The organism is Picrophilus oshimae DSM 9789 (genome assembly GCF_900176435.1).
Classification (GTDB): Archaea; Thermoplasmatota; Thermoplasmata; order Thermoplasmatales; family Thermoplasmataceae; genus Picrophilus; species Picrophilus oshimae.
This window is the reverse complement of the sequence record NZ_FWYE01000003.1, coordinates 1-23,252: the sequence shown is the minus strand read 5'-3', so window position 1 is coordinate 23,252 and position 23,252 is coordinate 1. Positions and strand designations below refer to the sequence as shown.

Annotated in this window: 28 protein-coding genes; 14 read left to right on the top strand and 14 right to left on the bottom strand. The window is 35.9% G+C overall.

The genetic code is table 11. The features are described 5' to 3' along the window. The first annotated feature begins 26 nt into the window (after positions 1-26). The 3 genes from B8780_RS05520 to B8780_RS05510 are packed head-to-tail and all read left to right on the top strand — an operon-like array spanning position 27 to position 1,990. A complete protein-coding gene (locus B8780_RS05520; RefSeq protein WP_084272929.1) occupies positions 27-725 on the top strand; it encodes an SDR family oxidoreductase in 699 nt (232 codons plus the stop codon). 6 nt (positions 726-731) lie between these two features. Next, positions 732-1,388, top strand: a complete 657-nt coding sequence (locus B8780_RS05515; protein ID WP_084272928.1) for a uracil-DNA glycosylase — start codon at positions 732-734, stop codon at positions 1,386-1,388. Between the two features lie 23 nt (positions 1,389-1,411). After that, entirely contained in the window at positions 1,412-1,990 is a 579-nt protein-coding gene (locus B8780_RS05510) for an alpha/beta fold hydrolase (RefSeq protein ID WP_011177789.1), read from the top strand. A gap of 6 nt (positions 1,991-1,996) precedes the next feature. Here the strand turns inward: B8780_RS05510 and B8780_RS05505 are convergent, their stop codons facing one another. Further along, on the bottom strand, positions 1,997-3,274 hold the full coding sequence (locus tag B8780_RS05505) for a cation:proton antiporter (RefSeq protein WP_011177788.1): 1,278 nt from the start codon (positions 3,272-3,274) through the stop codon (positions 1,997-1,999). Next, the gene (locus B8780_RS05500; RefSeq protein ID WP_084272927.1) at positions 3,252-4,001 is read right to left on the bottom strand and encodes an NAD+ synthase; all 750 of its coding nucleotides are present in this window, start codon (positions 3,999-4,001) and stop codon (positions 3,252-3,254) included. The genes B8780_RS05505 and B8780_RS05500 overlap by 23 nt, the downstream gene beginning before the upstream one ends. Before the next feature lie 53 nt (positions 4,002-4,054). Here B8780_RS05500 and B8780_RS05495 point away from each other — a divergent pair, with 53 nt between their 5' ends. From B8780_RS05495 to B8780_RS05485, 3 genes are read left to right on the top strand one after another with little or no spacing between them, the layout of a single operon-like run. Then, positions 4,055-5,599 (top strand): oligosaccharide flippase family protein, encoded by a 1,545-nt coding sequence (locus B8780_RS05495; RefSeq protein ID WP_011177786.1) that lies wholly within the window; start codon positions 4,055-4,057, stop codon positions 5,597-5,599. A 44-nt stretch (positions 5,600-5,643) separates the two neighbouring features. Continuing rightward, positions 5,644-6,021: a 30S ribosomal protein S8e gene (locus B8780_RS05490; RefSeq protein WP_048059490.1), complete on the top strand. Its 378-nt coding sequence runs from the start codon at positions 5,644-5,646 to the stop codon at positions 6,019-6,021. Beyond that, complete coding sequence (locus B8780_RS05485) at positions 6,018-6,272, top strand: signal recognition particle subunit SRP19/SEC65 family protein (RefSeq protein WP_011177784.1); 255 nt, start codon at positions 6,018-6,020, stop codon at positions 6,270-6,272. Before B8780_RS05490 ends, B8780_RS05485 begins: the two co-directional genes overlap by 4 nt. Here B8780_RS05485 and priL read toward each other — a convergent pair. From priL to B8780_RS05460, 5 genes are read right to left on the bottom strand one after another with little or no spacing between them, the layout of a single operon-like run. Beyond that, positions 6,264-7,223, bottom strand: coding sequence for a DNA primase regulatory subunit PriL (gene priL, locus B8780_RS05480; RefSeq protein ID WP_084272926.1), 960 nt, complete (start codon positions 7,221-7,223; stop codon positions 6,264-6,266). The genes B8780_RS05485 and priL overlap by 9 nt on opposite strands. Next, a complete protein-coding gene (locus B8780_RS05475; protein WP_084272925.1) occupies positions 7,220-8,293 on the bottom strand; it encodes a M24 family metallopeptidase in 1,074 nt (357 codons plus the stop codon). Before B8780_RS05475 ends, priL begins: the two co-directional genes overlap by 4 nt. Positions 8,294-8,320: 27 nt before the next feature. After that, positions 8,321-8,758 (bottom strand): GAF domain-containing protein, encoded by a 438-nt coding sequence (locus B8780_RS05470; RefSeq protein WP_084272924.1) that lies wholly within the window; start codon positions 8,756-8,758, stop codon positions 8,321-8,323. Between the two features lie 23 nt (positions 8,759-8,781). Continuing rightward, a complete protein-coding gene (locus B8780_RS05465; RefSeq protein WP_084272923.1) occupies positions 8,782-9,177 on the bottom strand; it encodes a metal-dependent transcriptional regulator in 396 nt (131 codons plus the stop codon). 31 nt (positions 9,178-9,208) lie between these two features. Further along, positions 9,209-9,799 carry a hypothetical protein gene (locus B8780_RS05460; protein ID WP_084272922.1) on the bottom strand — a complete coding sequence of 197 codons (591 nt, stop codon included), beginning with the start codon at positions 9,797-9,799 and terminating at the stop codon, positions 9,209-9,211. A 181-nt stretch (positions 9,800-9,980) separates the two neighbouring features. Between B8780_RS05460 and B8780_RS05455 the strand changes: the two genes are divergently transcribed. Both B8780_RS05455 and B8780_RS05450 read left to right on the top strand, forming a co-directional pair. After that, positions 9,981-11,558, top strand: coding sequence for an ABC transporter ATP-binding protein (locus B8780_RS05455; RefSeq protein WP_084272921.1), 1,578 nt, complete (start codon positions 9,981-9,983; stop codon positions 11,556-11,558). Continuing rightward, positions 11,551-13,224, top strand: a complete 1,674-nt coding sequence (locus tag B8780_RS05450) for an ABC transporter ATP-binding protein (protein ID WP_084272920.1) — start codon at positions 11,551-11,553, stop codon at positions 13,222-13,224. Before B8780_RS05455 ends, B8780_RS05450 begins: the two co-directional genes overlap by 8 nt. Here the strand turns inward: B8780_RS05450 and B8780_RS05445 are convergent. From B8780_RS05445 to B8780_RS05430, 4 genes are all read right to left on the bottom strand, one after another. Beyond that, positions 13,205-13,576, bottom strand: coding sequence for a MazG-like family protein (locus tag B8780_RS05445; RefSeq protein ID WP_084272919.1), 372 nt, complete (start codon positions 13,574-13,576; stop codon positions 13,205-13,207). The genes B8780_RS05450 and B8780_RS05445 overlap by 20 nt on opposite strands. Positions 13,577-13,601: 25 nt before the next feature. Further along, positions 13,602-14,804: an MFS transporter gene (locus B8780_RS05440; protein ID WP_084272918.1), complete on the bottom strand. Its 1,203-nt coding sequence runs from the start codon at positions 14,802-14,804 to the stop codon at positions 13,602-13,604. A gap of 102 nt (positions 14,805-14,906) precedes the next feature. After that, entirely contained in the window at positions 14,907-15,380 is a 474-nt protein-coding gene (locus B8780_RS05435; protein ID WP_011177774.1) for a hypothetical protein, read from the bottom strand. After that, positions 15,361-15,756 carry a ribbon-helix-helix domain-containing protein gene (locus B8780_RS05430; protein WP_084272917.1) on the bottom strand — a complete coding sequence of 132 codons (396 nt, stop codon included), beginning with the start codon at positions 15,754-15,756 and terminating at the stop codon, positions 15,361-15,363. The genes B8780_RS05435 and B8780_RS05430 overlap by 20 nt, the downstream gene beginning before the upstream one ends. Positions 15,757-15,989: 233 nt before the next feature. Between B8780_RS05430 and B8780_RS05425 the strand changes: the two genes are divergently transcribed. The 3 genes from B8780_RS05425 to B8780_RS05415 are packed head-to-tail and all read left to right on the top strand — an operon-like array spanning position 15,990 to position 17,663. Next, complete coding sequence (locus B8780_RS05425; protein WP_084272916.1) at positions 15,990-16,607, top strand: translation initiation factor IF-2 subunit beta; 618 nt, start codon at positions 15,990-15,992, stop codon at positions 16,605-16,607. Next, positions 16,604-16,966: a type II toxin-antitoxin system VapC family toxin gene (locus B8780_RS05420; RefSeq protein ID WP_011177771.1), complete on the top strand. Its 363-nt coding sequence runs from the start codon at positions 16,604-16,606 to the stop codon at positions 16,964-16,966. The genes B8780_RS05425 and B8780_RS05420 overlap by 4 nt, the downstream gene beginning before the upstream one ends. 31 nt (positions 16,967-16,997) lie before the next feature. Next, the gene (locus B8780_RS05415) at positions 16,998-17,663 is read left to right on the top strand and encodes a winged helix-turn-helix domain-containing protein/riboflavin kinase (RefSeq protein WP_084272915.1); all 666 of its coding nucleotides are present in this window, start codon (positions 16,998-17,000) and stop codon (positions 17,661-17,663) included. Here B8780_RS05415 and B8780_RS05410 read toward each other — a convergent pair whose 3' ends face one another. Continuing rightward, entirely contained in the window at positions 17,664-18,914 is a 1,251-nt protein-coding gene (locus B8780_RS05410; RefSeq protein WP_084272914.1) for a glycosyltransferase family 2 protein, read from the bottom strand. A gap of 76 nt (positions 18,915-18,990) precedes the next feature. Between B8780_RS05410 and B8780_RS05405 the strand changes: the two genes are divergently transcribed. Further along, the gene (locus B8780_RS05405; RefSeq protein WP_011177768.1) at positions 18,991-19,617 is read left to right on the top strand and encodes a diphthine--ammonia ligase; all 627 of its coding nucleotides are present in this window, start codon (positions 18,991-18,993) and stop codon (positions 19,615-19,617) included. Here the strand turns inward: B8780_RS05405 and pyrI are convergent. After that, entirely contained in the window at positions 19,610-20,065 is a 456-nt protein-coding gene (pyrI, locus tag B8780_RS05400; RefSeq protein ID WP_011177767.1) for an aspartate carbamoyltransferase regulatory subunit, read from the bottom strand. The genes B8780_RS05405 and pyrI overlap by 8 nt on opposite strands. A gap of 1 nt (position 20,066) precedes the next feature. Then, complete coding sequence (gene pyrB / locus B8780_RS05395; RefSeq protein WP_011177766.1) at positions 20,067-20,981, bottom strand: aspartate carbamoyltransferase; 915 nt, start codon at positions 20,979-20,981, stop codon at positions 20,067-20,069. Between the two features lie 196 nt (positions 20,982-21,177). On the opposite strand from pyrB, the gene ppcA reads away from it, so the two are divergent. Next, complete coding sequence (ppcA, locus tag B8780_RS05390) at positions 21,178-22,698, top strand: phosphoenolpyruvate carboxylase (RefSeq protein WP_048059615.1); 1,521 nt, start codon at positions 21,178-21,180, stop codon at positions 22,696-22,698. A 14-nt stretch (positions 22,699-22,712) separates the two neighbouring features. Further along, positions 22,713-23,132, top strand: a complete 420-nt coding sequence (locus B8780_RS05385; RefSeq protein ID WP_011177764.1) for an NUDIX hydrolase — start codon at positions 22,713-22,715, stop codon at positions 23,130-23,132. Positions 23,133-23,252 lie beyond the last annotated feature (120 nt).

The window sequence follows — 23,252 nt, the reverse complement described above, 5'->3', positions numbered from 1 at the left end:
TATTATTTATTAAAAAATTTTAGGTTATGAGGAATGTTCTAATAGCAGGTACTGGTTATCTTGGTGAATCCATAGCATACGATTTCCTGCGCCATGGCTTTCATGTAACAGTAAACTCAAGAAACGAAAAAAAGCTGGATGATATAAAAAATAGATTATCAGCCTACGGTTCAATAGACCACATAGCAATGGAATTAAAAGATATGGAAAGCTGCAAGAATTTAATGGATGAAATGCATAAAAGGCATGGAAGCATCTTTGGATTAATAGTTTCTGTTGGCGGTTACGTTGAGGATAGCATAGAAGATCCAACAGGTCTTGACGTTATGATAAACAATCATTTGAAGATACCTGTCTACCTTGCATCTGCTGCATTAAAATACATGGAACACGGCTCATCAATAATGTTTATATCAAACTCAACCGCTGATCGCAAGAGTAATTTAAGGACGTTTTCTTACACAATATCAAAGTATGCCCTTAATAAGGCTGTAAAGATTGCTGCTGTTAACCTTATAAACAAGGGCATAAGGGTAAATGCAGTTGCGCCTGATTACATAATAGAAAGCTTTGAACCTAACAGGGACTATCATGCTATGCATAAGTACGGAAAACCGGAAACGCCGGTTGAGGATATTTCAAGGGTTGTTTATGACATCATGGCTGAAAATGACTGGATCAATGGAGAGATCATAGCCGTGGATGGCGGCCACAGCCTGCTTTAGATTTACATGATTAATGATGAAATAATAGGATGCACGAAATGCGATAGATTAATAAAATACAGGGAATTTGTTGAAAAACATAAAAAATACAACGAGGAATACTGGTCAAGGCCAATAACCGGATATGGAGACATAAATGGAAGACTGCTTATAATAGGCCTGGCACCGGCGGCGCATGGCGGAAACAGAACCGGCAGGATATTCACGGGCGATAAAAGCTCTGACTTTCTTGTTTCATCGCTTTACTCTGCAGGCATAACAAACCAGCCCGAATCAAGGAGCAGGGACGATGGATTAATCTACATTGATTCTTATATAACACTGGCTCTTAAGTGCGCACCGCCTGAAAATAAACCTTTGAAGTGCGAATTAAAAAACTGCTCAGTTTTTTTATTCAATGAAATAAGATCCATGGTTAATCTAAGGGCCGTTCTTGTACTTGGAAGAATAGCATTTGATTCATATATTAATTATTTAAAGACTGAGAATGTAGATACAAAAAATATAAAGTTCAAAAATTTTGCTTATTATGATATAAACAATATAAGATTATACTGTTCATACCACCCAAGCCCAAGAAATGTGAACACTGGTTTATTAAAAAAAGATGATTTTGTAAATTTTTTGATCTCAATAAGGTCTTATATAAATGGGAACATTTAATATTAAAAAAAACATTTAAGATTATGATCGATGATATGTACACAGAGGTACATTCAAAAAAGGTGCATTACATAGAGTCAGGAAATGGCAAACCCTTCCTGCTTTTTCATGGGGCCAGATTCAATGCCAGAACCTGGGAGGAAACAGGAACAATAGATGCCTTATCAGGCGCAGGCTTCAGGGCAATATCCGTTGATTTTCCAGGTTTTGGGAAGTCCGATAGATCCGATCAAAACCTTCCAGATTTTATAAATGAATTTATAGATGCAATGGGTCTTGAAAAGCCGATCGTGCTTGGTGCATCCATGGGCGGTGAGGCGGTTCTTGGTTTCTCTGTAAAGTATGAAAACTACTCCGGAATTGTCCTTGTTGGTGCTGTCGGAGTTTCACAGTATGAAAATGAGCTAAACAAGATATCAGGGAAGCCATTCCTTCTCATCTGGGGTAAGAACGACATGGTATCATCACCCGCAAATTACCAGATGTTAATGAAGTACAATAAAGATGCGAAGTTTATAAACGTTGGATACCAGCATGCATGCTACCTTGATGATAATAAATCCTTCAACAATGAGATCGTGAATTTTGCAAAATCGTTATAAAATTAATTATTTTCTTCCAAGAAGATTTTTGCCGATTAATGGAACGTATATCGTCTGTGCTATTATTGTTATAAGAACCACAAATGATACTGAGACATATATTAATGGCCCGTATTTTATTAATATATTTATATCATCATCAAGGCCAACAACGTATGGAACCGTGGATAATACAATTGGAACTATACCCCTTGGCCCAACAAGTGACATAAATGTCTTTGTTTTATTATTAAATCTGATTAATTCCCTTTTGAAATTGAATATGCTCAATGATGAGAAAACCGCTGCCGGCCTTACCAGAAACATCACCAGTAATGATAATATAATGCCAAGTAAAATGTAATTTTCCATTTCCCTTAATGTAAGTATGCTTCCCAAGAGTATGAATATTATGGACTGGGCCATAAATGAGAGATTTTCATTAAAGCTCATCTCCCTGCTCCAGAATATGCTCTTGTCCGAGTAATTTCCGACAATTGCACCGGTGGCTATTATTGCCGGAAACGGCGTTATATTAAATGCCGTGAGTGATGTAAATTCAAAAAGCACTATTCCCAGCGTTAATGCTATAATAAAATTTTCAAAATTAAAATATTTATTTAAATATATTATTATAAAGCCCAGCGCTATGCCTATTAAGGCCGGTATGGCCATCTGCAGAATCATGAACACAACAGAACCAAGGATCAAACCGATATGCGATGAAAAAAGCGTAAAAAATGAAACATAACTTGATTCAGGTGCTATTAATGCTATGCCAACATCAAGAAGTATTATTCCAAGTGGATCATTGAACAGGCTCTCGCCTATTAATGTGCCTGAAACGTCCTCACGCATGGATATTCTTCTAAAGGTTGGTATAAGGGACGCCGGATCTGTTGGTGATATTATTGCACCAAACAGAAATCCTATTCTGAAGGGAACGCCTGTTATTAATGAGAATATCACACCTGCACCTATGGCAGTAATAACCATGCCTATGGTATCAAGTGCGGCTATATCATATAAATATCTTCTTATGATCCTTGGATTTATATTATGCGATTCATAGTAAAGTATTATCACCAGGCCCAGTATGCCAATGCCGACTGTTCCAAATGATGATAAAAGGAACAGGGCAAATGATTGGTTAATAAAGCCAAGGATGGGCCCGAAGACTATACCAAAGAGCATTAGCACTGGAATATAAACTATTGAAACCTTCCTTGAAAGCGGTATCGCAAAGGCTGCTATTATCAGTATAAAGCTTATCTGGTAATACTCATACGTTATATCTGAAATCATCGTTCATCATTGATTTTGGAAGTTTCCTCTTATGCTGTGATCTTATATACATGTCATAAACCATTTTATATCTATCATCAAGTATTCCGGTCTTTTTTTCGAAAAGATCCTTTAATATCGAGTCCAGTTCCTCATAGCCCATCCCAAGCTCATCCTCATCGTACTGATCGCTCCAAAGACCTGCGGATGGCTTCTTCCTTATTATTGATTCAGGAACTTTTAGATATGAGGCAAGCTCACGCACATCGCTCTTGTAGAGATGCTCTATCGGCTCAAGATCGCATGCACTATCACCGTACTTTGTGAAGTAGCCTATTAAATACTCCGTTCTATTCGTTGTTCCAACAACAAGGCCATTAAGCAGGTTTGCGTTGTAGTATAATATAACTGACCTTACCCTTGATCTTATATTGCCCTCGTATTTTTTATCTTTTATTCCAAGGGTTGATTTGTATCCATTAACAATGTTCTCTATGTTTATTTCATTTATCTTTACACCTGTAGATCCTTCCAGGGATCTTATATCATCGAAGTCTGCACTCCTTGTAAATCTATCAGGCATGAAAAATGCATGTATTCTATCTTTATCTATTGCCTTTGATAGTATTGTGAGTACAAGTGCACTGTCTATGCCTGAGCTTACACCAATAACAGCGTTCTTACCATTCAATTCCTGTCGCAGAAAATCTGATATACTTTTAAAAACACCATCTAGTCTCTCCACCATTCATTAATATTTTTAATTAGATAAATATTTGTCATAAAATCACAACAAACTTTATGATTGTATTTTTATTTACCTCATTATTGATCTCAAAAAAGTCCCCTATTGTTGTATCGGAGCAGCTTATAAATTCTCTGATGGGCTATGCGGGCCTGTTCTTTGTTATAAGATTTATAGGTCTGCAGGAGTGGGGATTTCTCAGCTTCGGACTTGCATTTGTCGGCCTATTTTCCATAGTCACCGATCTTGGCTATGGCACGGTCTTTATTAGAGAGATCTCCGGTAATAACAGTGAAAAAGAGGAAAAGGTGTTAAATGGCACCTTTCTTTTAATAAAGATTGTTTTATCCTTTATCGCTGTTTTGCTGGTTCTTTTATCATTATATGTCTGGGTTGATTTGCTGCACCATGGATTCCAGAGCAAGATAGAACTATACGCAATATTAATACTGATACCGTATCTGTTTTTTAACAGGGTAAACGACTTCACCAGAAACTATTACCAGGCAAAGATGAAGAGCGCAAGAATGGCGCTTCCAAGAATGCTTGAGGCAATTATAAGGAACTCAATATTTATAATCCTTGGCATATTTTATGCCTTTAGGATACCTGGCTATAATAATGTAAATGGTGCAATTGTACTTTCAGCTGCATACAGCCTTTCATATCTTGTTTATTTTATGATATCATATATTCTTGGAAGGCCATGGAATATAGGAAGGCCAAGCATGTCCATCTTTAAAAAATATTCAAGGATTGCATATCCACTGGCTCTCTCAGGAATTATAGGAACTGTAAGTGCAAACATAGACAAGGTTTTAATACAGTTCTACTGGCATGCTGTTGCAACCGGTGCATTTTATTCAATGCAGGTTTTTACAAAACCAATAATGTCTTTCTCTGGTGCAATATCCTTTCTTTTTATACCAATGCTCATGAAGACAAGATCTGAAGATCACAGAAGCTCAATACTTGGCTTTGAAAGAACGATATCGCTATTTATACTTCCCTTTGTAATTGCACTTATTGGCCTAAGGGTTTACTTTGTTAATCTTGTTTCCGCATCCTTAATACCATATTCTGATGTTCTGATCTTCCTTGTACTTGCCGCATATCTGAATGTTATAAACATGCCTTACAATTCCGGTTTAATTGCAAAGAATCATACAAAGACCATAGGCTTTCTAACAGCAACTGGAATAACAATAAATATAGTCCTTGATCTTATATTAATACCAAGATCGATATTTGGTTACAGATACCTATCACTTGGTGTTCTTGGTGGTGGGGTCAGCACCTTCGTTGCGGCTGCATACGAGGCAATCGGCTATAGAATAGCACTTGGCAGGCATGGCGTCACGCAGGACTTTGCAATATTTAAACAGATAGTCCCTGCAATGGTTCAGCTGCTTTTTATATACATGGTATTATTATTTATTAAGCCATACGATATATTGGTTTTTATACCCTTTTCACTTGCGTCCGTTATAATATTCCTGGGCATTTCAATAATAATAAAAGAGATAACGCTTTACCAGATAATAGATTTTATAAAGGCGCTGAATCCATTTTCAATTAAAAAGACCATGTACAATGAATGATTATATTTAAAAAAGTTAATATATCAATGATCAATGTGCTTTTTATGACTATATTTCAGGGTAGGGCCACAAGAAAACCATCAGGTGGAAAATTAAGACCGAATCATTCAAAGAGAAGATACGAGCTTGGAAGGGAGCCAACACTTACAAGGCTTGGAGACAGGGAACTCAGAAAGATCAGGTCTTACGGCGGAAACAGCAAGTTTGCGCTCTTGAGATGCGATTATGCAAACGTTTACAATCCAAAGGATAAAACCACAAGGAAGGTTAAGATAAACACTGTTAAGGAAAACAGTGCAGACCCACACTATGTCCAGAGGAATATAATGAACAGGGGAACAGTAATATCAACAGAGCTTGGTGATGCAAGAATAACATCAAGACCTGGTCAGGATGGCGTTATAAACGCAGTGCTGCTATGACACTTGTTCTTTACTCGCAGTATTTTAATCCAAACATTTCGAGAAGGCTTGGCCGGAGGATAAATAAAACTGCGGCCGTCAATTTTACAGATGAAAGGCTAAAAAACATACTTGATTCCATGAAATTGCAGTATGAGGTAAACGAGGGAAGATATCCGAGAATACCATATGAAACAACAAGGATCTATGTTATAGATGGAAATATTAAAAAAACATCACTGATAAAGATTATAGAGAAAAGATTAATGTGACCTCTTTTTCATGTAATACTGTAATGGATGCTTTACCTGCCTGCATAATGGATCATCATCCATAAAGCAGAGATGGTTTGACCTTAATGTATCGCATTTTGGCGGGGAGTATTCTGTCCCTGAGATCTTTCCTGTTAGATGGTTTACCTGATAGGTTGCACTGTTTTCATCAAAATCAGCCGTGCCGCTAAAAACCTTTACAATTTCATCATTTGGCATGCCTATGTGATGCAGAAACGTTGCCAGTGTAAGCCTTGCAAGATGTGCCGGATTTCCGCCATCGTTTATTTCGTTTATATATGCCTTGATGCATGGTGGAAAGTTCTCCCATCTTATTTTTCCAGATGGTGTGTATTTTCTTATGCTTTCTTTAAATTCACGCCTCATTGACTCTATTTTATTAATGTAATTGTTCATTGCCTTAATGGCCTGATCCTTATCTATTGAATTGTATATATTTAATAATCTTGAAACTATGTATTCACGCATTATGTTTGAAAATGTCTCTATGTCAAGATTTATATATCCATGGTCAAGACTTTGATATACCAGCCTGTATTTATATCCTGAGATCCTTTTATTATATGATGCAAAGAAGGAGAAGTCCATCTTATAATTATTTCCATTTATAAATACAGGTATGCCAAGATTCCTTATAAGATCTGGAAAGTCCTCATCCCTGGCAGTTTTCATTATATAGTTTTTAAATATGTCTCTCTGGTCTATTAAAAACCTTGACGTTAGCTGTGGTTCGTCTATGCATCTTAGAAACCATATCGCAATGGAAAGGCTCTTATTGTCATTTATCGCAAGCCGGTCCTCGTGCTTTATAAGGCTGTTTATGTATGCCTGTGCATTTATAACACAATTCCTATCGTCGATTTTATTTGAATTTATTATTTTTATTATATCGTCGTATTTTGATATAATATCAAAGTACATGCTGTTCATAGTTCTATTAAATCCCTCGGTGCTGTTGTTATTCTTGTATGGCCGGAATCAGTAACTATCACATCATCCTCTATTCTCACGCCGCCTGTTTCAGGTATGTATATTCCAGGCTCAACGGTAACGACCATGTTCCTTTTTAATATAAAATCATAGGAAGGCGAAAGCGCAGGATGATCGTGAACATCCATGCCGACGCCATGACCAAGGCTGTGTATGAATTTACCAGGGTATTTTTCATCAATGATGGATCTTGCTATGGCATCTATATCACGGCCGTTCTTTCCAGCCTTTATTGCATCCATGCTTTTTTGCTGAGCCTCCTTTACAGTTTCATAGATGTCACGCTGCTCCTGTGATGCCCTTCCAAAAACCATTGTTCTTGTTACATCTGAACAGTATCTGTTATAGAGGGCACCGTAGTCTATAAGCACAAAATCACCTGGCCTTAGCCTTTTATTCCCTGGAGAATAATGGGGTATTGCCGAGTTTTTCCCAAAGGCAACTATTGTATTAAATGATGGGCCTGTGGCGCCAAGCTTCATCATGGAGTATGCAACCTCGCTGGCAAGTTCGCTTTCTGTTATGCCTTCCTTTATCTTTTTTATTGCATCCTGAAGTGCATCACTTGCTATTTTGGCCGCATTTTTTATCTTCTCAAGTTCCTCAGGTTCCTTTATCTTTCTTGCCTCCAGAATTGATTCAGAAACATCAATGAAATCCTTATCAGGTATCATCCTCATTAGATCCCTGTAAAGGCTTAGCGTCATGCTTGAATAGTTTATTCCAATGCTGTCGAAGTTTTTCGTTTCGTTTCTTATGATATCCTCCATCTCACTTCTTTTATTAAATATAAGTGTTTCTATACCGGTTTCACTGGCAGCGGATTCCTCAAGCTTTGATGTTACTATTTTTATGCTATCCCTTGTAACAATTAATGCGGAATTCTCAAAGATTCCGCTTCTTGCACCTGTCAGATAGAAAAACGTTTTATCAATGCTTTCCTCACCGCCATTGAATATGATTATTGCATCTGCCCTTCTTGTATAATCAAAAATCTTTTTATAATCCATGATATGTAAGATTAAATTACAATATAATTATTTTGATACGTATGAAACAAGCCTTGCTATGTAATTGCATATATCTGATATGTATCTCTCATCATCTTCATTAAATGCAGATTTTTTATCAGAGTCTATATCTATTTCTCCTATGATCTTATTATCGTATTCTATTGGCACAACAAGCTCGGAGTTTGTTTCCGGGAAGCATGCAAGATAATCGTTGTTTGATTTAACATCGCCCTCGTTTATTATCATTCTTTTTGTAACTGCAAGGCTGCAAAGACCTGATCCAAGATTTATGATCTCATGCTCTGTTCTTTTCCCGGAGTATGAAATCAATGAAAGGTTTCCATTATTAACAACGTAAACTCCAACCCAGTTGTACTTTTCATTCTCTGATCTTAAATAACTGCACAGATCGTTTAAATAATCCCTTATCTTTAAGTATAAATTCTCTTCAAGTATGGCCATGGGAATATATATAATATGAATATTTATTCTTTGGGTATCGGCTTTCCATGCGGGCACTTTTCAGGGCTGCCCAGGCTTTTGAGAACGTGCCTCATGGATTCCGGCTCCATCAGATAATCTATTTTTTCCGCCTGCAGGCAAGCATCCTCTGTTGAAACACCGCTCATCGATAACAATGTTTCATAGGTTCTGTGGGCCAGCATGATCTTTGAATATTCATTATTACCGTTATCGGTAAGAATTATCATACCATGCTCCTTCTTTATAAGACCCTTGCGCTCCAATCTTTCAAGGAGCTCTATTGCCGTTGGTGGTTTTATGTTAAGCCCAACCGCCAGATCCGATAATCTTGGTGGAAAACTTCCGGAAAGCTCCTTTATCTTTACAATACAGTCCCTTTCCTTCTTTGTTATCTCCATAATTTAGTATCATGCTAAAATATATAAAGTTTCATAATTTTGGGTTGTTCTCACGGACATCGTATATAAACTCCCTTGGCAGGCCCCTGCTGACGAGAAACTCTGCATTTGGTATTATCTCCTTCTCTATTGCTATGTTTATTATCTCACCAAGGCTTTTATAGTATGGGCCGAGCATCCATGGTGGTATATCAAAGTAATTGCTCATTTTATTTGGCACGGCATTTCTTAATGTTTTGTTTAATATCTCTGCAACCCTTTCATTGTAATACCATTTCTGTGATTTGGTGTTTAAACTCCTTGATATGTATACCTTCCATTCTATTCCGTATTTTATCTCCTTGCCTATGAAAAGTGCACTGCCTCCAAAATCGTCTATAACCGTTTTTGGTGGCTCCTCCTCTATTCCTGTTAATGCATTTATAACCTTTAAAGAATACCTGTTGTAAAATGATATCCTTTCACCTATCTGTTTTTCAAGATCCTCCTTTTCAGAATCCGTTAAATTGTTGTCGTTCTCCAGGGCCTGCGATATGGAAAGACAAAGTTCTATGGCCCTTTTCATATCATATGGTGTACTGTTTATCAATCTCATATAATAATAGAATCTCTCAAGAGACATTAAAGTAATAAATGAATGACAATATATAACATTATCGCTTTGTATACTGGAACGCATATTTTTTATAAATATCAAAGCCTGGTTTAAAAAAGATAAAGTATAATAATTGCATTTTTAAGATGTGAAGCCCCAGTATAAACTGATATATGACCTGCTCCGTGATAGGTGGTATTTAATAATCATGGTTTTAATCTCTGGCATATTATCATCGTATCTAACAATACTTGTACCTGTCTTTATAGGTGACGCAATAGACAGTGTTCCAAGGTATTATAAAATATTTGATTATATAATATTAATATTAATTGTGTCTTTATTATCATCTTTATTTGGCTTTATACTTGAATACTATTCAAGCAAGACCGGAAACATATTTGCCAGGAGAATAAGAGACATGTCTTTTAAAAGGGTTCTTTCAAACAGCTATGATAAACTGGAAAATCAGGATTCCGGTGATTTACTATCAAGGATTACCATGGATGTGGATGCATCGAGGCGTTTTGTAACCATAAGCATATCAAATCTTTTTAGCACAACTATCCTTCTTTTCATAGCATTATATGAGCTGACAAGAATATATTATTTGTTCTCAATAATCTTTTTAATTGTAATGGTACCAACGATATATCTAACATTTAAAATGCAGAGGATGCAGCGCGGCTACTGGCGTTCATTAAGAAAAAAGTATGGCAATATGAACAGCAAGATCGGTGAAAATATATCAGGCATGCGTGTTGTGAGATCATTCAATGCAGAGGATTTTGAGATTAAAAGTTTTAAGGATAAAACCCAGGACTATTTTTCAGATTATGTTGGCATAGCCGCTGTTAGATCATTTTATACACCACTTCTGGCCGCAATAATAAGCATATCAATAGGATTTATAATAATTACCAGTGGCATATCATCTGCCGCAGGAATACCAATAGGTTCGATAGTTGCGGCAATAAACATATTCACACTTGTACTGCGGCCTGTAAGATTTTACGGCAGGTACATATCATTCTATGAGAATGGCATGGCCAGCCTGGAGAGGCTTTCAGAGATTGATTATAACAATGAAAACTATTCAAAAAAGGAGCCCACCGGCTATGATATAATAATAGAGAACTTGTCATTTTTTAGAAATAATAAAAAGATAATTAATAATATATCATTAAACATCCATGAGAATGAGCATATCGCATTGACAGGAGGAACAGCCTCCGGGAAAACAACGTTTTTAAACCTTATATCCGGGCTTTATAAAAACTATGATGGAAGCATAAGGCTTGGCGGTATTGAGATAAGAGACATAAGTCCGGGATTATTAAGAAAGATTATAGGTATAATACCACAAAATCCATTTATATTCTCCGGATCGATATTTTATAATATAGATTTTGGCCGCGGTTATTCATTATCACAGGTCATTAATGCGGCAAGGCTGGCGAAGATAGATGATTTTATAGAAACCCTGCCTGATAAATACAACACGGTAATAGGTGAGCATGGAATAAATCTTTCAGGTGGACAGAGGCAGCGCATAGCACTTGCAAGGGCATTAATTGGAGATCCAAAAATACTTGTAATGGATGATTTTACCTCAAGCCTTGATATTGTTACAGAGGAAGAATTAATAAACGATATAAGACCGCTGCTTGACGGTAAAACCCTTGTTATTTCAGGATACAAGAAGAAAACCCTTGAGCTTGCAGATGATGTTTATTACATGTCAAATGGCGCACTTCTACCCGTTGAGAGTGGTGTAAATGAATAATTACAGCATAAGGCGTGTTTTAAGAGATTTAATGATATATAAAAAAAGATTGTACCTAGTCTCAATGGCAATAATAGGTTCCTCGATAGTTGCCATGATAGGGCCTTACATAATAGGCCTTGCCGTTGATGCAATAACGCATCGTGATCTTTCACTTATACTGGATTTTGGTATTATTTATATAATAATATATATCATAAACTATGCCTTTGAGAGATTAAGGACCTACAACATGACATATATATCACAGGGATTTATAATGAATCTAAGGAACAGAGAATTTGAGCGGCTGCAGTATGTACCGCTTGGATATTATACATACAGAAAGGCCGGCGAGATCATAAGCAGGATAACCAATGATGGGGAGGCAATGAGCGATTTTCTTACATTCCAGATGCCACAGGTGCTTGCCGGCGTAATAGGCATAATATTTTCGATGGCGATCATGCTTTATCTTGACTGGAATCTTGCGCTTTATTCATTTATTGTTATACCGCTTTTACTTATAACCGTATTTTCCATAAGCGGAAAAATAAGAAATTATTACAATGAAACCAGGATTAAAATAGCGAGACTTACAGGTTTCGCAAGCGAATCAATAAATGGCATATCATCAATAAAGGAATTCGGCAGTGAGCAGCGCTTTATCGATGAGTTCTCGGTAAAGAACTATGAGAACTACCTTGCGAATATAAGGGCAAACAGGCTTGGATCCATCTTCTCATCGCTTGTTGATATTATCCAGGCTCTTGGCATAATTATAGTTATAGGTGTTGGCGCAACACAGGTGATAAATCATACAATTCAAATAGGTCTTCTTGTGTCATTTATTGTTTATGTTCAGTCCTTTTTTAATCCTCTGGCACAGCTATCACAGTTTTATAATTCTTACCAGTCTTCAAAGGTTGCAATTAAAAGGATATATTCAATTATAGACGAGGAGCAGGATGATAATAAATATAAATACAAAATTGAAGATTTTGGCAGTGAGATAAAATTTGAAAACGTCTCATTTTCCTATGGATCAAAACTGGCCTTAAAGAATATAAATTTTTCATTAAAAAGGGGTGAAAAGCTTGCAATAATAGGCAAAACCGGTGCTGGAAAATCAACGCTTATCAACCTGCTTTTAAGGTTTTACAGGCCCGAATCTGGGGAGATAAAAATAGATAATATTAATATAAACGACGTTGACATCTACAGCTACAGATCGCTTTTTGGTGTTATTTTACAGGAACCATTGCTTTTCAATGGATCGATAATGGACAACATAAAATTTAATGGTAATTACACCGATGATGATGTAATAAATTTAATAAAAAGATTCAATCTTGAGGGCATCTTTTCAGAAAAGGATCTCTATGAAAACGTGGGCGAGAACGGCCACGGGCTTTCGCAGGGCCAGAGGCAGGCCGTATCAATACTAAGGGCAATGATAAGGAATCCTGAAATCGTAATTATGGACGAGGCAACATCACAGCTTGATCCGGAAACAGAGGAAATAATACAGAATGCAATAAGATCTGTAAACAAGACTTTTATTGTAATAGCACATCATCTTTCAACAATACTTGATTCAGATCAGGCAATACTTCTTGAAAATGGCGAGATAAAAAGTACCGGCACACCGGAACATGTATTAAAAATCAACGGTCTTCTTGATTAAGATGCTCCGGTGATGGTATCTTTACATTTTTACCCTTTACATTATTGATATCATACCTTTTATTTAATTCGTCCATTTTTTCCAGAAATGCCCTTTCAAGATCAAAATTTAGGTGATCTGCCATGGATAGACATGCAAAGAGTACATCTGACGTTTCGTTCATGACCATTTTAAGTAATTTTTTATCATTTAAAATTTCATTGTCATGGTTCCTGTCCCATAAAAATAGTTCCAGAAGCTCATTTGACTCAACGGATGCACTCATGGCAATATCCCTTACAGTTTGAAATTTTCTCCAGTCCCTGTCATCTATAAATTTTGATACAATGTTTTGTAAATCTTTTAAGTCCATGATGGTTAATTCATTAAAAATATAATTAGTTTTGATTTCTTATATTATTTAGCTTGTTTAATGTATATGACCTTTCCATACTCTTTATGGTCAATGCCGTACCTATAACAGCCAAAAGGCATATAACATCCACCCAGTTGATTACATAAAGTATACTTATGGATGGCACGATCTGTACTATAAGACTGACAACAACAGAGATAACACCGCCAACAAGTGCACCAAGGTTGTATGATATCCCTGAAACGAAGCTCTTTGCCTGGTCTGCCACCCTTTCCATTATTATCAGTGGTATCACCGTAAGTATGCCAACGGAGAATGAGAATACAAAGATTCCAGGTATTGAATACATATGAATTACACCGAATGCCGGAATGGCAAAGAACGATGAGATCATTGCGGATGCAGAACCTGCTATTACAAGCAGCTTTTTGCTCGCAATATCAGAAAGCCTGCCAAATGTGATGAATGCTATTGAGACGATCACGTTGGATGCTATTATTACAATACCTATTATTGCACCTGAAATTCCGATCTCCGGGGCAATTGTTGGATAGAATGAAAAGATCGAAAAATATGCACCAAAGAGGCCTGACATCATTATTGATGATTTTAGTATTGCAATTTTGTATGTGCCTAATTTTATATTTAATTTTTTATAACTTTTTAGATTTTCCTTTGGTATCTTCAAAAATGCATATGGCGCTATTGCAATTGGTATAAGCCCGGTTAAAAGGAAAAGACGCCAGTCATATGAGATCACTGATAGAAAAACGATGTATGAGGCGCCTGTTAAAGCATAACCAAGGCCATAACCGCTCTGCACAAAACCAACTATCGCACCGCTGACGTTCTTTGGCGCATAGTTATAACTTAATACCGTGCCTGTTGTCCATTCACCGCCCATGAAGATGCCCTGTACTGTTCTAAATGCAAAGAGCATCGGGACATTAATTGAAAAGGCCATGCCCGCGGATGCGATGCTATAACCAAGAGTGCCAATGATCATACCGTTTTTATTGCCAATATAATTTATATACCTGCCAAAGATGAGCCCACCAAAGAATCTGCCTATTAAGCCAATGGAAAATAAAAGCGATACCTCAAAGATGCCTATGTGAAAGAATCTCTCCAGCTCTGAATAAATATATGTTATTATTATAAGATCGTATATATTTCCAGCCCATGCAAATGTTGATGCAAAGGTTGCGTGAAGGTAATCTTTCATATTTCGTAATTACATGATCAATAATAAACATTACAGGGTGAAAATTGTTAACAAAGCTTATGTATTTCATAAGATACATAATTAAATATAATAATATCTTTATTAATATAATATATTTTTAAATATTTTTTCATGCAGGCTGTTTATTATTGATTTTAATGAGCTTTCACTGGGTATTCTTATAACTGGCAAATTATTTTTCTCAAGGAAATCAGCAAAGTTACCTGTTATTATTGAATCAGTTATGACAATATACACAAATGATGGCTCCAGCATGCACATTATCTGTTTCATCATATCATCATTTATTTTTATTGACATTATGTTTTTAAAGGATTTTTTATCTGTATTTTCATATTCTATTGTTATTTCCATATCATCAAATTTTGATGTTTCTATGGATTCTATCGAGCCCATATACTCGTAAAGATTTACGGTGCCACCGAAGCTCTTTATTAAATAATATGATGAGGAATCGTCCATACAGCCTCCAAGGCTGGATTCCTTAGATGCAACAAAACATATCTGTTTTTCAATGCCTATATCTGCCATATAATTAAAATTTGTATTTATCATATTCCCTGTCTACCTCCATATCATCCTTTAATGCCTTTTCAAGGCTCTTTAAACCGCCCTTCTTTGCATTTATCATCTTTAATAGAAGCTCTTCTCTCATTGCATTTTCAATTACCTCATTTACTGCGGATTCTATGCTTGTGAAATAACCATTGTCAACGGCCATTTTAAAGAAATTTTCAAAGCGTTTTGCTATGTGTATTGCATTATCATCATTTACAAGGAATACCCTTTGAGAATTTATAAAATTAAGTGCACTATGCCTTAGAAATTCAGATCTGCTACCATACTGAGGATTTCTTTCCAGAAAATCATCTATTTCATTTAATTCTTCCTCGGAAATTCTTAAAGTTATCTTGGTTGTTTTTTCCACCATTAATAATATAAAGATTAATAATATTTAAATATTTCTTTTTTGTCATGACATATTTATACCATGTGTACATTTTTATAGAAAAAGTAAATAAAAATTTTGTTCTTAGACCTTTGAAAATACAGGTTTTATAAAAAATTAAAATTGTTAAATTTATAAATGTATGTACATACGTATATTTTTAAAAGACATAAATATTAAAAAAACCTTAATATTCTAATTTAAAATACCGATCCATGAACTTCGATTATAATAAGTTACTTGAAAGGGCATCCGGTGTTCTATCCTCAAAGACAAAAAATGAGAGCAGGCTTAAGATTCCGGAGCCGGATGTTATATACGAGGGGAAATCAACAATAATAAGGAATTTTATAGACATAACAGAAATGATGAATAGAGACCCCGAGGATGTAATAAAATATTTAACAAAGGAATTTGGTATAGGCGCAGTACTTTCAGGTCAGAGATTGATAATAAATAGAAAGGTTTCAGAGGATGAAATACAATCAAAGATGAATGAGTACATGGCAACATATGTAATCTGCTATGAATGCAAATCACCGGATACTGAGATACAAAAAATAGGCAGGACATATCTTTTGGTTTGCAAGGCATGTGGTGCACAGCATCCAATAAGATCGAATCGTGAGATTATTGAGAACAGCAATGGCATAGAGATAGGTAAAGAATACACTGTTACAATAGAATCAACTGGAAGCGCCGGTGAGGGTATTGCAAGGTATCAGGGATACACAATATACGTTCCAAAGGCAAAAAAGGATGAGAGGGTAAAGATAATAATAAGAAAGATAAAAAGAAATGTTGCCATAGCAGAACTGGCAGATAAAAAATGAATGAAAATCTGATAATAGATACAAATGCATTAATATATTCAATAAAAAACAAGATAGATATAAGGGAGAAGCTGCTGTATTTACCATACACATTTAATATATACGTTCCAGAGTGCGTTATATCAGAGCTGCGTGGCCTCTCAAGATCCCATTGGTACGCAAAGGCAGCATTGCAGCTTGGACTTAAATTTAATTTATTAAGATCCCAGGGCCGTGGCGATGACTGCATACTTGAAATGGCAATGAAAATTAATGCATTTGTTTTAACAAATGATCGTGGTTTAATATCAAGACTAAGGGATCATGGTATAAAGATACTAATAATATCAGGAGAGAAAAGAATACATTTCTACAAATAAAAAGATTTTAAGATTAATTGCATTTCATGTTATGGAAAATATATATATTGCATTAAAAACGATAAAAAAGATGGCCGGGGAAAAAAACACGGTTTTTATATCATCAAAGGAACTTGCAAATGAAATGAATGTAAGCCAGCAAACAGCATCAAGAATTATTATATCACTTGACAGGCTTGGATACATAACCAGAACCCTTGAGAACAGGAAGCAGAAGATAACAATAAACGATTCTGGCCTTGACGTTCTATACCGTGAGTACAATGAGATATCAAGCATATTAAGGTTCAGCCAGGAGCTTAAGCTCGTTGGTGCCGTTCAGAATGGTCTCGGTGAGGGGAAATACTACATATCAAAAAAGGGTTATAAAGACCAGTTTATAGCGAAGCTTGGCATAGACCCGTATCCAGGAACATTAAATATTAAGATATTAAATGAATACGAGAACAATCTAAGAAGGATAAAGAATTCAGACGGCATTTATATAACAGGGTTTAAGGATCAGCAGAGGACATTTGGCGGTGTTTTTTGCCATGCTGCCAGAATAGACGGCATAAGATGTTTTATAATATTCCCGGAGAGAAGTGTATACAGAGATACATTCGAAGTTATATCTGAGAAATATTTAAGGAAGGAGCTTAACCTTGAGAATGGAGAAATTATAGAGGTCCTTGCAAGCATAGATGGAAAATTATAATTATCTTGTCAGCCAGGACCCCTGCCTCCAGAATGTAAACAGACCATATATGTTGGCGATAAACATTATAAGAAGGCCGAGCGCACCATATGCCAGGGTTCTAAGCCTCTTCTTTGGAATCCTGCCCATAACAGTTAAGATGAAAAAACCCTCCCCAACGGTGCCAAATATATCTGTTACAGCGCTTGTTAGGATGTGTATGTAATAAAACTCGTTAATAAAGTGATGCCTAGCTATTGGTATTATGTCATGCATTATAAAACGCATCATGTAATAGGCATCATAATCAAGATGCCTGAAAACAAAGAGGTAAAATATAAGTCTTAAGGATACAAGAATTAATCCTGCTATTGGTATTATATACATGTATAAAAGATCAAAACTGTAGAACCAGCCAGCCCTCCTTGCAGTCCCGTTTGATATATTTTTAAAGAAGTAGTACCATCCATTCCTGGACCAGCGTATCTGCTGCCTGAAGAATCTTTTGAAGTCCCTCTGAGGCTCTGTCTGTACCGTGACATTGTAGTCCTTTACAACCTTATAACCCGACTTTATTAAATAACTTGTTATCTGGATATCATCACCAAGCATGGTTTTTTTCCCAAGGATCTTCTTGTTCATAAAATCATTGGATAAAAGCAATGGCCTTACAGCCTCTGTTAGGTACATTGCACAGCGGCCATCTGCAACAAGTATGCTGCCATGATAGGACATCGCCCTGAAGATTACCTCACGAACCCGCTCTATGAACTCGGATGCATATGCTATACCTGAACCGTCATTTTTTATATTTATGTTTACACCAACACCGCCGACATTCCTCTTAAATTTTGAAAGCATGCTCAATGTTGCTTTTTCTGGAACTAAAGTATCGCTGTCCACAAAAAGAACGTACCTTGTTTTTACGTTTTTAATGCCCTCAACCAGTGCCAGCCTCTTGCCTGAATGCTTTTTTAAATATATGAATCTGCCATTAAATTTTTCCGTTATTGACCTGTATGGTTCATATGATGAATCGCCAACAACTATAAGTGAGCCGCACTGGTTTATAAGAGATTTTATTACAGATTCAAAAATTTCTGGATTTTCATTATAAACAGGTATTACGGCAGTAACATCCTTTATATTACCTTTTATTTTGTTATCATCATCATTGTAAACCCTGGCATAGTATGAATTTAATATGTAATAGAAAAATGAGACTAAGGCAATGAACGCAAGTATAATATAAAAGTAATAGAGATGAAACATCCGTGCTATATTCTTTTTGTATAAATAAATGTTGTTAAATACATGAAAATAAATACGAACTTTGTATTATATATCAATGAAAGCTGTTGCCTTATTTTCAGGTGGAAAGGATTCATTTTTATCAGCCATGATTGCCATGGAGCAGGGCTTTGATGTTAAAAGGGCCGTTACAATAATACCTGAGGAGTATTCAATGATGTTCCATTACCCAAATGCCGAAAAATCCAGGTACGCGGCATCCCTTTTATCAATTGACGTTGAATATATATATGAATCAAAATTTGAGGAATATATATTAAAACTTAATGATGTTGATGCACTTGTGTCCGGTGCAATAGCCTCAGATTATCAAAAAACCAGGATAGAAAGGCTTTGCACAATGTCCGGTATAATATCCTTTGCACCGCTGTGGCGGAAAAACCAGATAGAGATCATCAGGGAGATCATATCAAGAGAGATAAGGGCAATGATAGTATCTGTTTCTGCCGAGGGTTTAAATATTAATGACCTCGGCATGGAGATAAACAATAATTATTTAAAAAGGCTCTTAAATTTGAATGAAAGGTATAGAATAAACATAGCCGGCGAGGGCGGGGAATATGAAACCTTTGTATTTGGCCTTGGTAAAAATGTATTGAATATAAAAAATAAGAATATTATATGGAAGGGCTCCGGAGGATATCTTGACTTTGAAATTATATAAGATTCTTTATAATTTCGTCGCCAGACATGGATCTGTTACAGTAAAGACATCTTAATGTTACAGGGCTTCTGCTGTCAACAATGAATTCTGTTTTTACGGGCTCATTTGCATTTGTTATGCAGTTCTGATTTGAGCATTTTACTATTCCGTAGATCTTTTCTGGCATGTCAACATTGAATTTTTCAATGATCTCATAGTTTTTTACAATACTTATTGTTGCCTCTGGTGCAATTAATGCAATTCTATCAAGATCCTCCTTTTCAAGGAAGACGTTTTCAATTTTAAGCACGTCCTTTAGACCCATTTTTTTGCTGTTTACTCTTATACCTATGCTTATTGATCCATTGTTTGAGCCAAGTATGTTAAGAACCTCAAGGGCCTTTCCTGCAGATATATGGTCTATAACGGTTCCATCCCTTATCTTTGATATCTTTAACGTTTTTTCCATATCAATCACCCAGTATTAATGATATTAATGCCATTCTTACAGGTATTCCATTTGCAGCCTGGATAAAATATTTTGCATTCTTTGTATTATCCACGGAACTCGATATCTCGTCAACCCTTGGCAGCGGGTGCATTATTATTGCATTTTCCTTCATTTTTTCCGTGTCTTTTTCAGTAATTCCATATGTTCCTATGACCTTGTTATAATCATTTTTATCTGTAAATCTTTCCCTTTGTATCCTTGTTACATAAAAAACATCAGATGATTCTATAACATTATTTAAGTCATTGTACTCATTGATTTTTATATTTTTTAGCCTTGACATAACGTGTCCTGGCAATCTAAGAAGATCCGGCGATACAAGATTTATCCTAACATTGTACCTTGAAAGTGCAAGGAGCAATGAGTGAACGGTTCTGCCATATCTTAAATCTCCTATTATTGATATTTCAAGATTATTTATATCTCCAAAGCTCTTTTTAATTGTATAAAGATCAACAAGAGTTTGGGTTGGATGCTCCCCGGAACCGTCACCGGCATTTATAACAGGCCTTGATGAAAACTTCTGAACAAGCCTTGCGGCGCCCTCAAGCGGATGCCTGACAACAATTATATCAGAATATGATGAGACCATTCTTGTTGTATCTGCAAGGGTTTCACCTTTTGCAGTTGATGATGATTTTGAATCCGCCATGCTTATAACAGAGCCTCCAAGCCGCTGCATCGCACTTTCAAATGACAGTCTTGTTCTTGTACTTGGCTCAAAAAACAGTGTTGCCATAATCCTGCCTGACATTGTTTTTATTTGACTTCCATTTTTAAGGTTCCCGGCCATTGAATCAGCTGTGTTGAAGATTAGATTTAAATCCTCATCGCTCAAATCATTTATTGATATAACACTATTATTTTTTAACATTAGATCTGGTAATCTATACTTTAATCTTAATTTTTTGCATTTTATTTACATATAAACTGATAAATTATTATTCCGGTCTATTATTGGAAACATAATTCAGGATTCTATCATTAACATTTTTCAATGCCTTAATATAATAATTTGTCATATTTTTAAAATAATATCGTAAAGATTTTAATATTATTCAATAATGGCAATTGCAATGATACCAAAAACCATGTCAACACAGCACCCGGACAATGCAAAAATGCCAGCATGGGCATCTGAAAAGAGCATGATAAGGAATGATGATGAGGTTGAGGAGGCATACCAGTGCTATACCATTGGTATAAAGGAGGTCATGTGGGATGCAGAGGGCAAGGATGTTGATACACATGTTTTAAGGAAATTAATCTCAAAAAACCATGAATTCTTTGAAAAAAACGTCCTTGGAAGCGATATATTTCTAACATACAGGGTTCCAAATCCTGCGATAGAGGGCACTGAGAGAAAGGTTCTAACAGAGACACTTGAAAGCATACCTGTAAACTACGATGTTTTTAACACCGTTTATAAAAGGGACATACCACCGATCTTCGAGGTTATTCTACCATTTACAACATCATCAAAAGATCTGCTTAATATTGCAAAATATTATGAGAAGGCTGTTGCAGCCAGGGATGAGATAGAGCTTTATGATAATGTCATGGTAAAAAACATACTTGGTGAGACAAAACCAAAGAAAATAAATATAATACCATTAATCGAGGACAAAGACTCAATGTTTAACATCGATGGCATAGTTAAAAACTTTGCAAGGGCAGTCTCTGCTAAAAAAATGAGGGTTTTCATAGCAAGATCGGACCCGGCAATGAACTATGGCATGATACCCGCCGTTCTAATGTCAAAGTATGCGGCCAGCAGGCTCTGTAAAATGAACGATGATATAGAAAACTATCCAATAGTTGGTGTTGGCTCATCAACCTTCAGGGGCAGATTTTCGCCTGAAAACATTGAAAAAAGCCTTTATGAATACTCAAATTATTATACATTTACACTGCAATCCGCATTTAAGTATGATTATCCACAGGACTCTGTTAAAAACTCTATAAATATTATTAATAGGCATGAGCGCTCATTTGATTATCTTGAGGATTACGAGGAGGAGATAATAAAAAACGCTGTTAATAAGTACGTTATAAACTACCAAAAAATAATAGAGAAGCTGGCACCTGCAATAAACAATATAACAATGTACCTGCCAAAGAGGAGGTCCAGAAAGCTCCATATAGGTCTATTTGGATACTCAAGGAGCACTGGAAATGTGACACTGCCCAGGGCCATCTCATTTGTTGGGGCCATGTATTCAATGGGGCTTCCGCCAGAGATAATAGGCATTTCATCACTGTTAAACATGAAAGATGATGAATTGGACATTATCGAAAAAACATACATAAATTTAAGGTCAGATATCATGGAGAGCTCATCATATTTGAACTATGAGGTCTTCGATGCACTTAAGGATGTATATAAAATAGATCAGGAAACAATAAACATGATAAAGGCCGATGTTAAATACATAGAGAATAACTACGGCATAAAATCTGATCTTGGCTATGAAAGGGAAAGGCATAATTATCTTTCATCACTGATGAACCTGGCCTTCAAGAACCATGACTTTGAAAATACAAGGAAGTATATACTTGATATGGCCCTGATAAGAAAATTTATAGGATAAAAATATATACTTTTATGATTCCAAGGGTTGCCGCCGGTGCACTTGTTTTAAAAAACAACAAATTTTTGCTTGTAAAAAGGATGGATGAACCTGATGCAGGACTCTGGGCAGTTCCTGGTGGGAAGCTTGAGTATGGTGAGACCCTTGAGCAATGTGCGGTTAGGGAGATAAAAGAGGAGACAAATATAGATATTAAAATAAATGGAATAGCCTCAATAACAGAGATTATCTTAAAGGACTTTCATTACGTTATAATAGACTATCTCGCAGAATATCTATCCGGCAGCATAAAAAGCAGTTCAGACGCCATGGATGCTGGCTTCTTTGGCATCGATGAAATAAAAGGCATGAATGTCAACAAAACAAGCCTTAAGCTTATAAATTGTATCATAAATAATGAAAAGCTTCCTGTAAATATAATAGAAAATAAATAATTTTAGATTTAGTTGTTCCTGTATTTGTTTAATGTTTCGGCTATGCCCTTTTCCTGGTCTGCAAACTTGCAGAGCATTGCCTCTATGTCGTCATGACCCTCGGACTTTGCGTTCATTGCA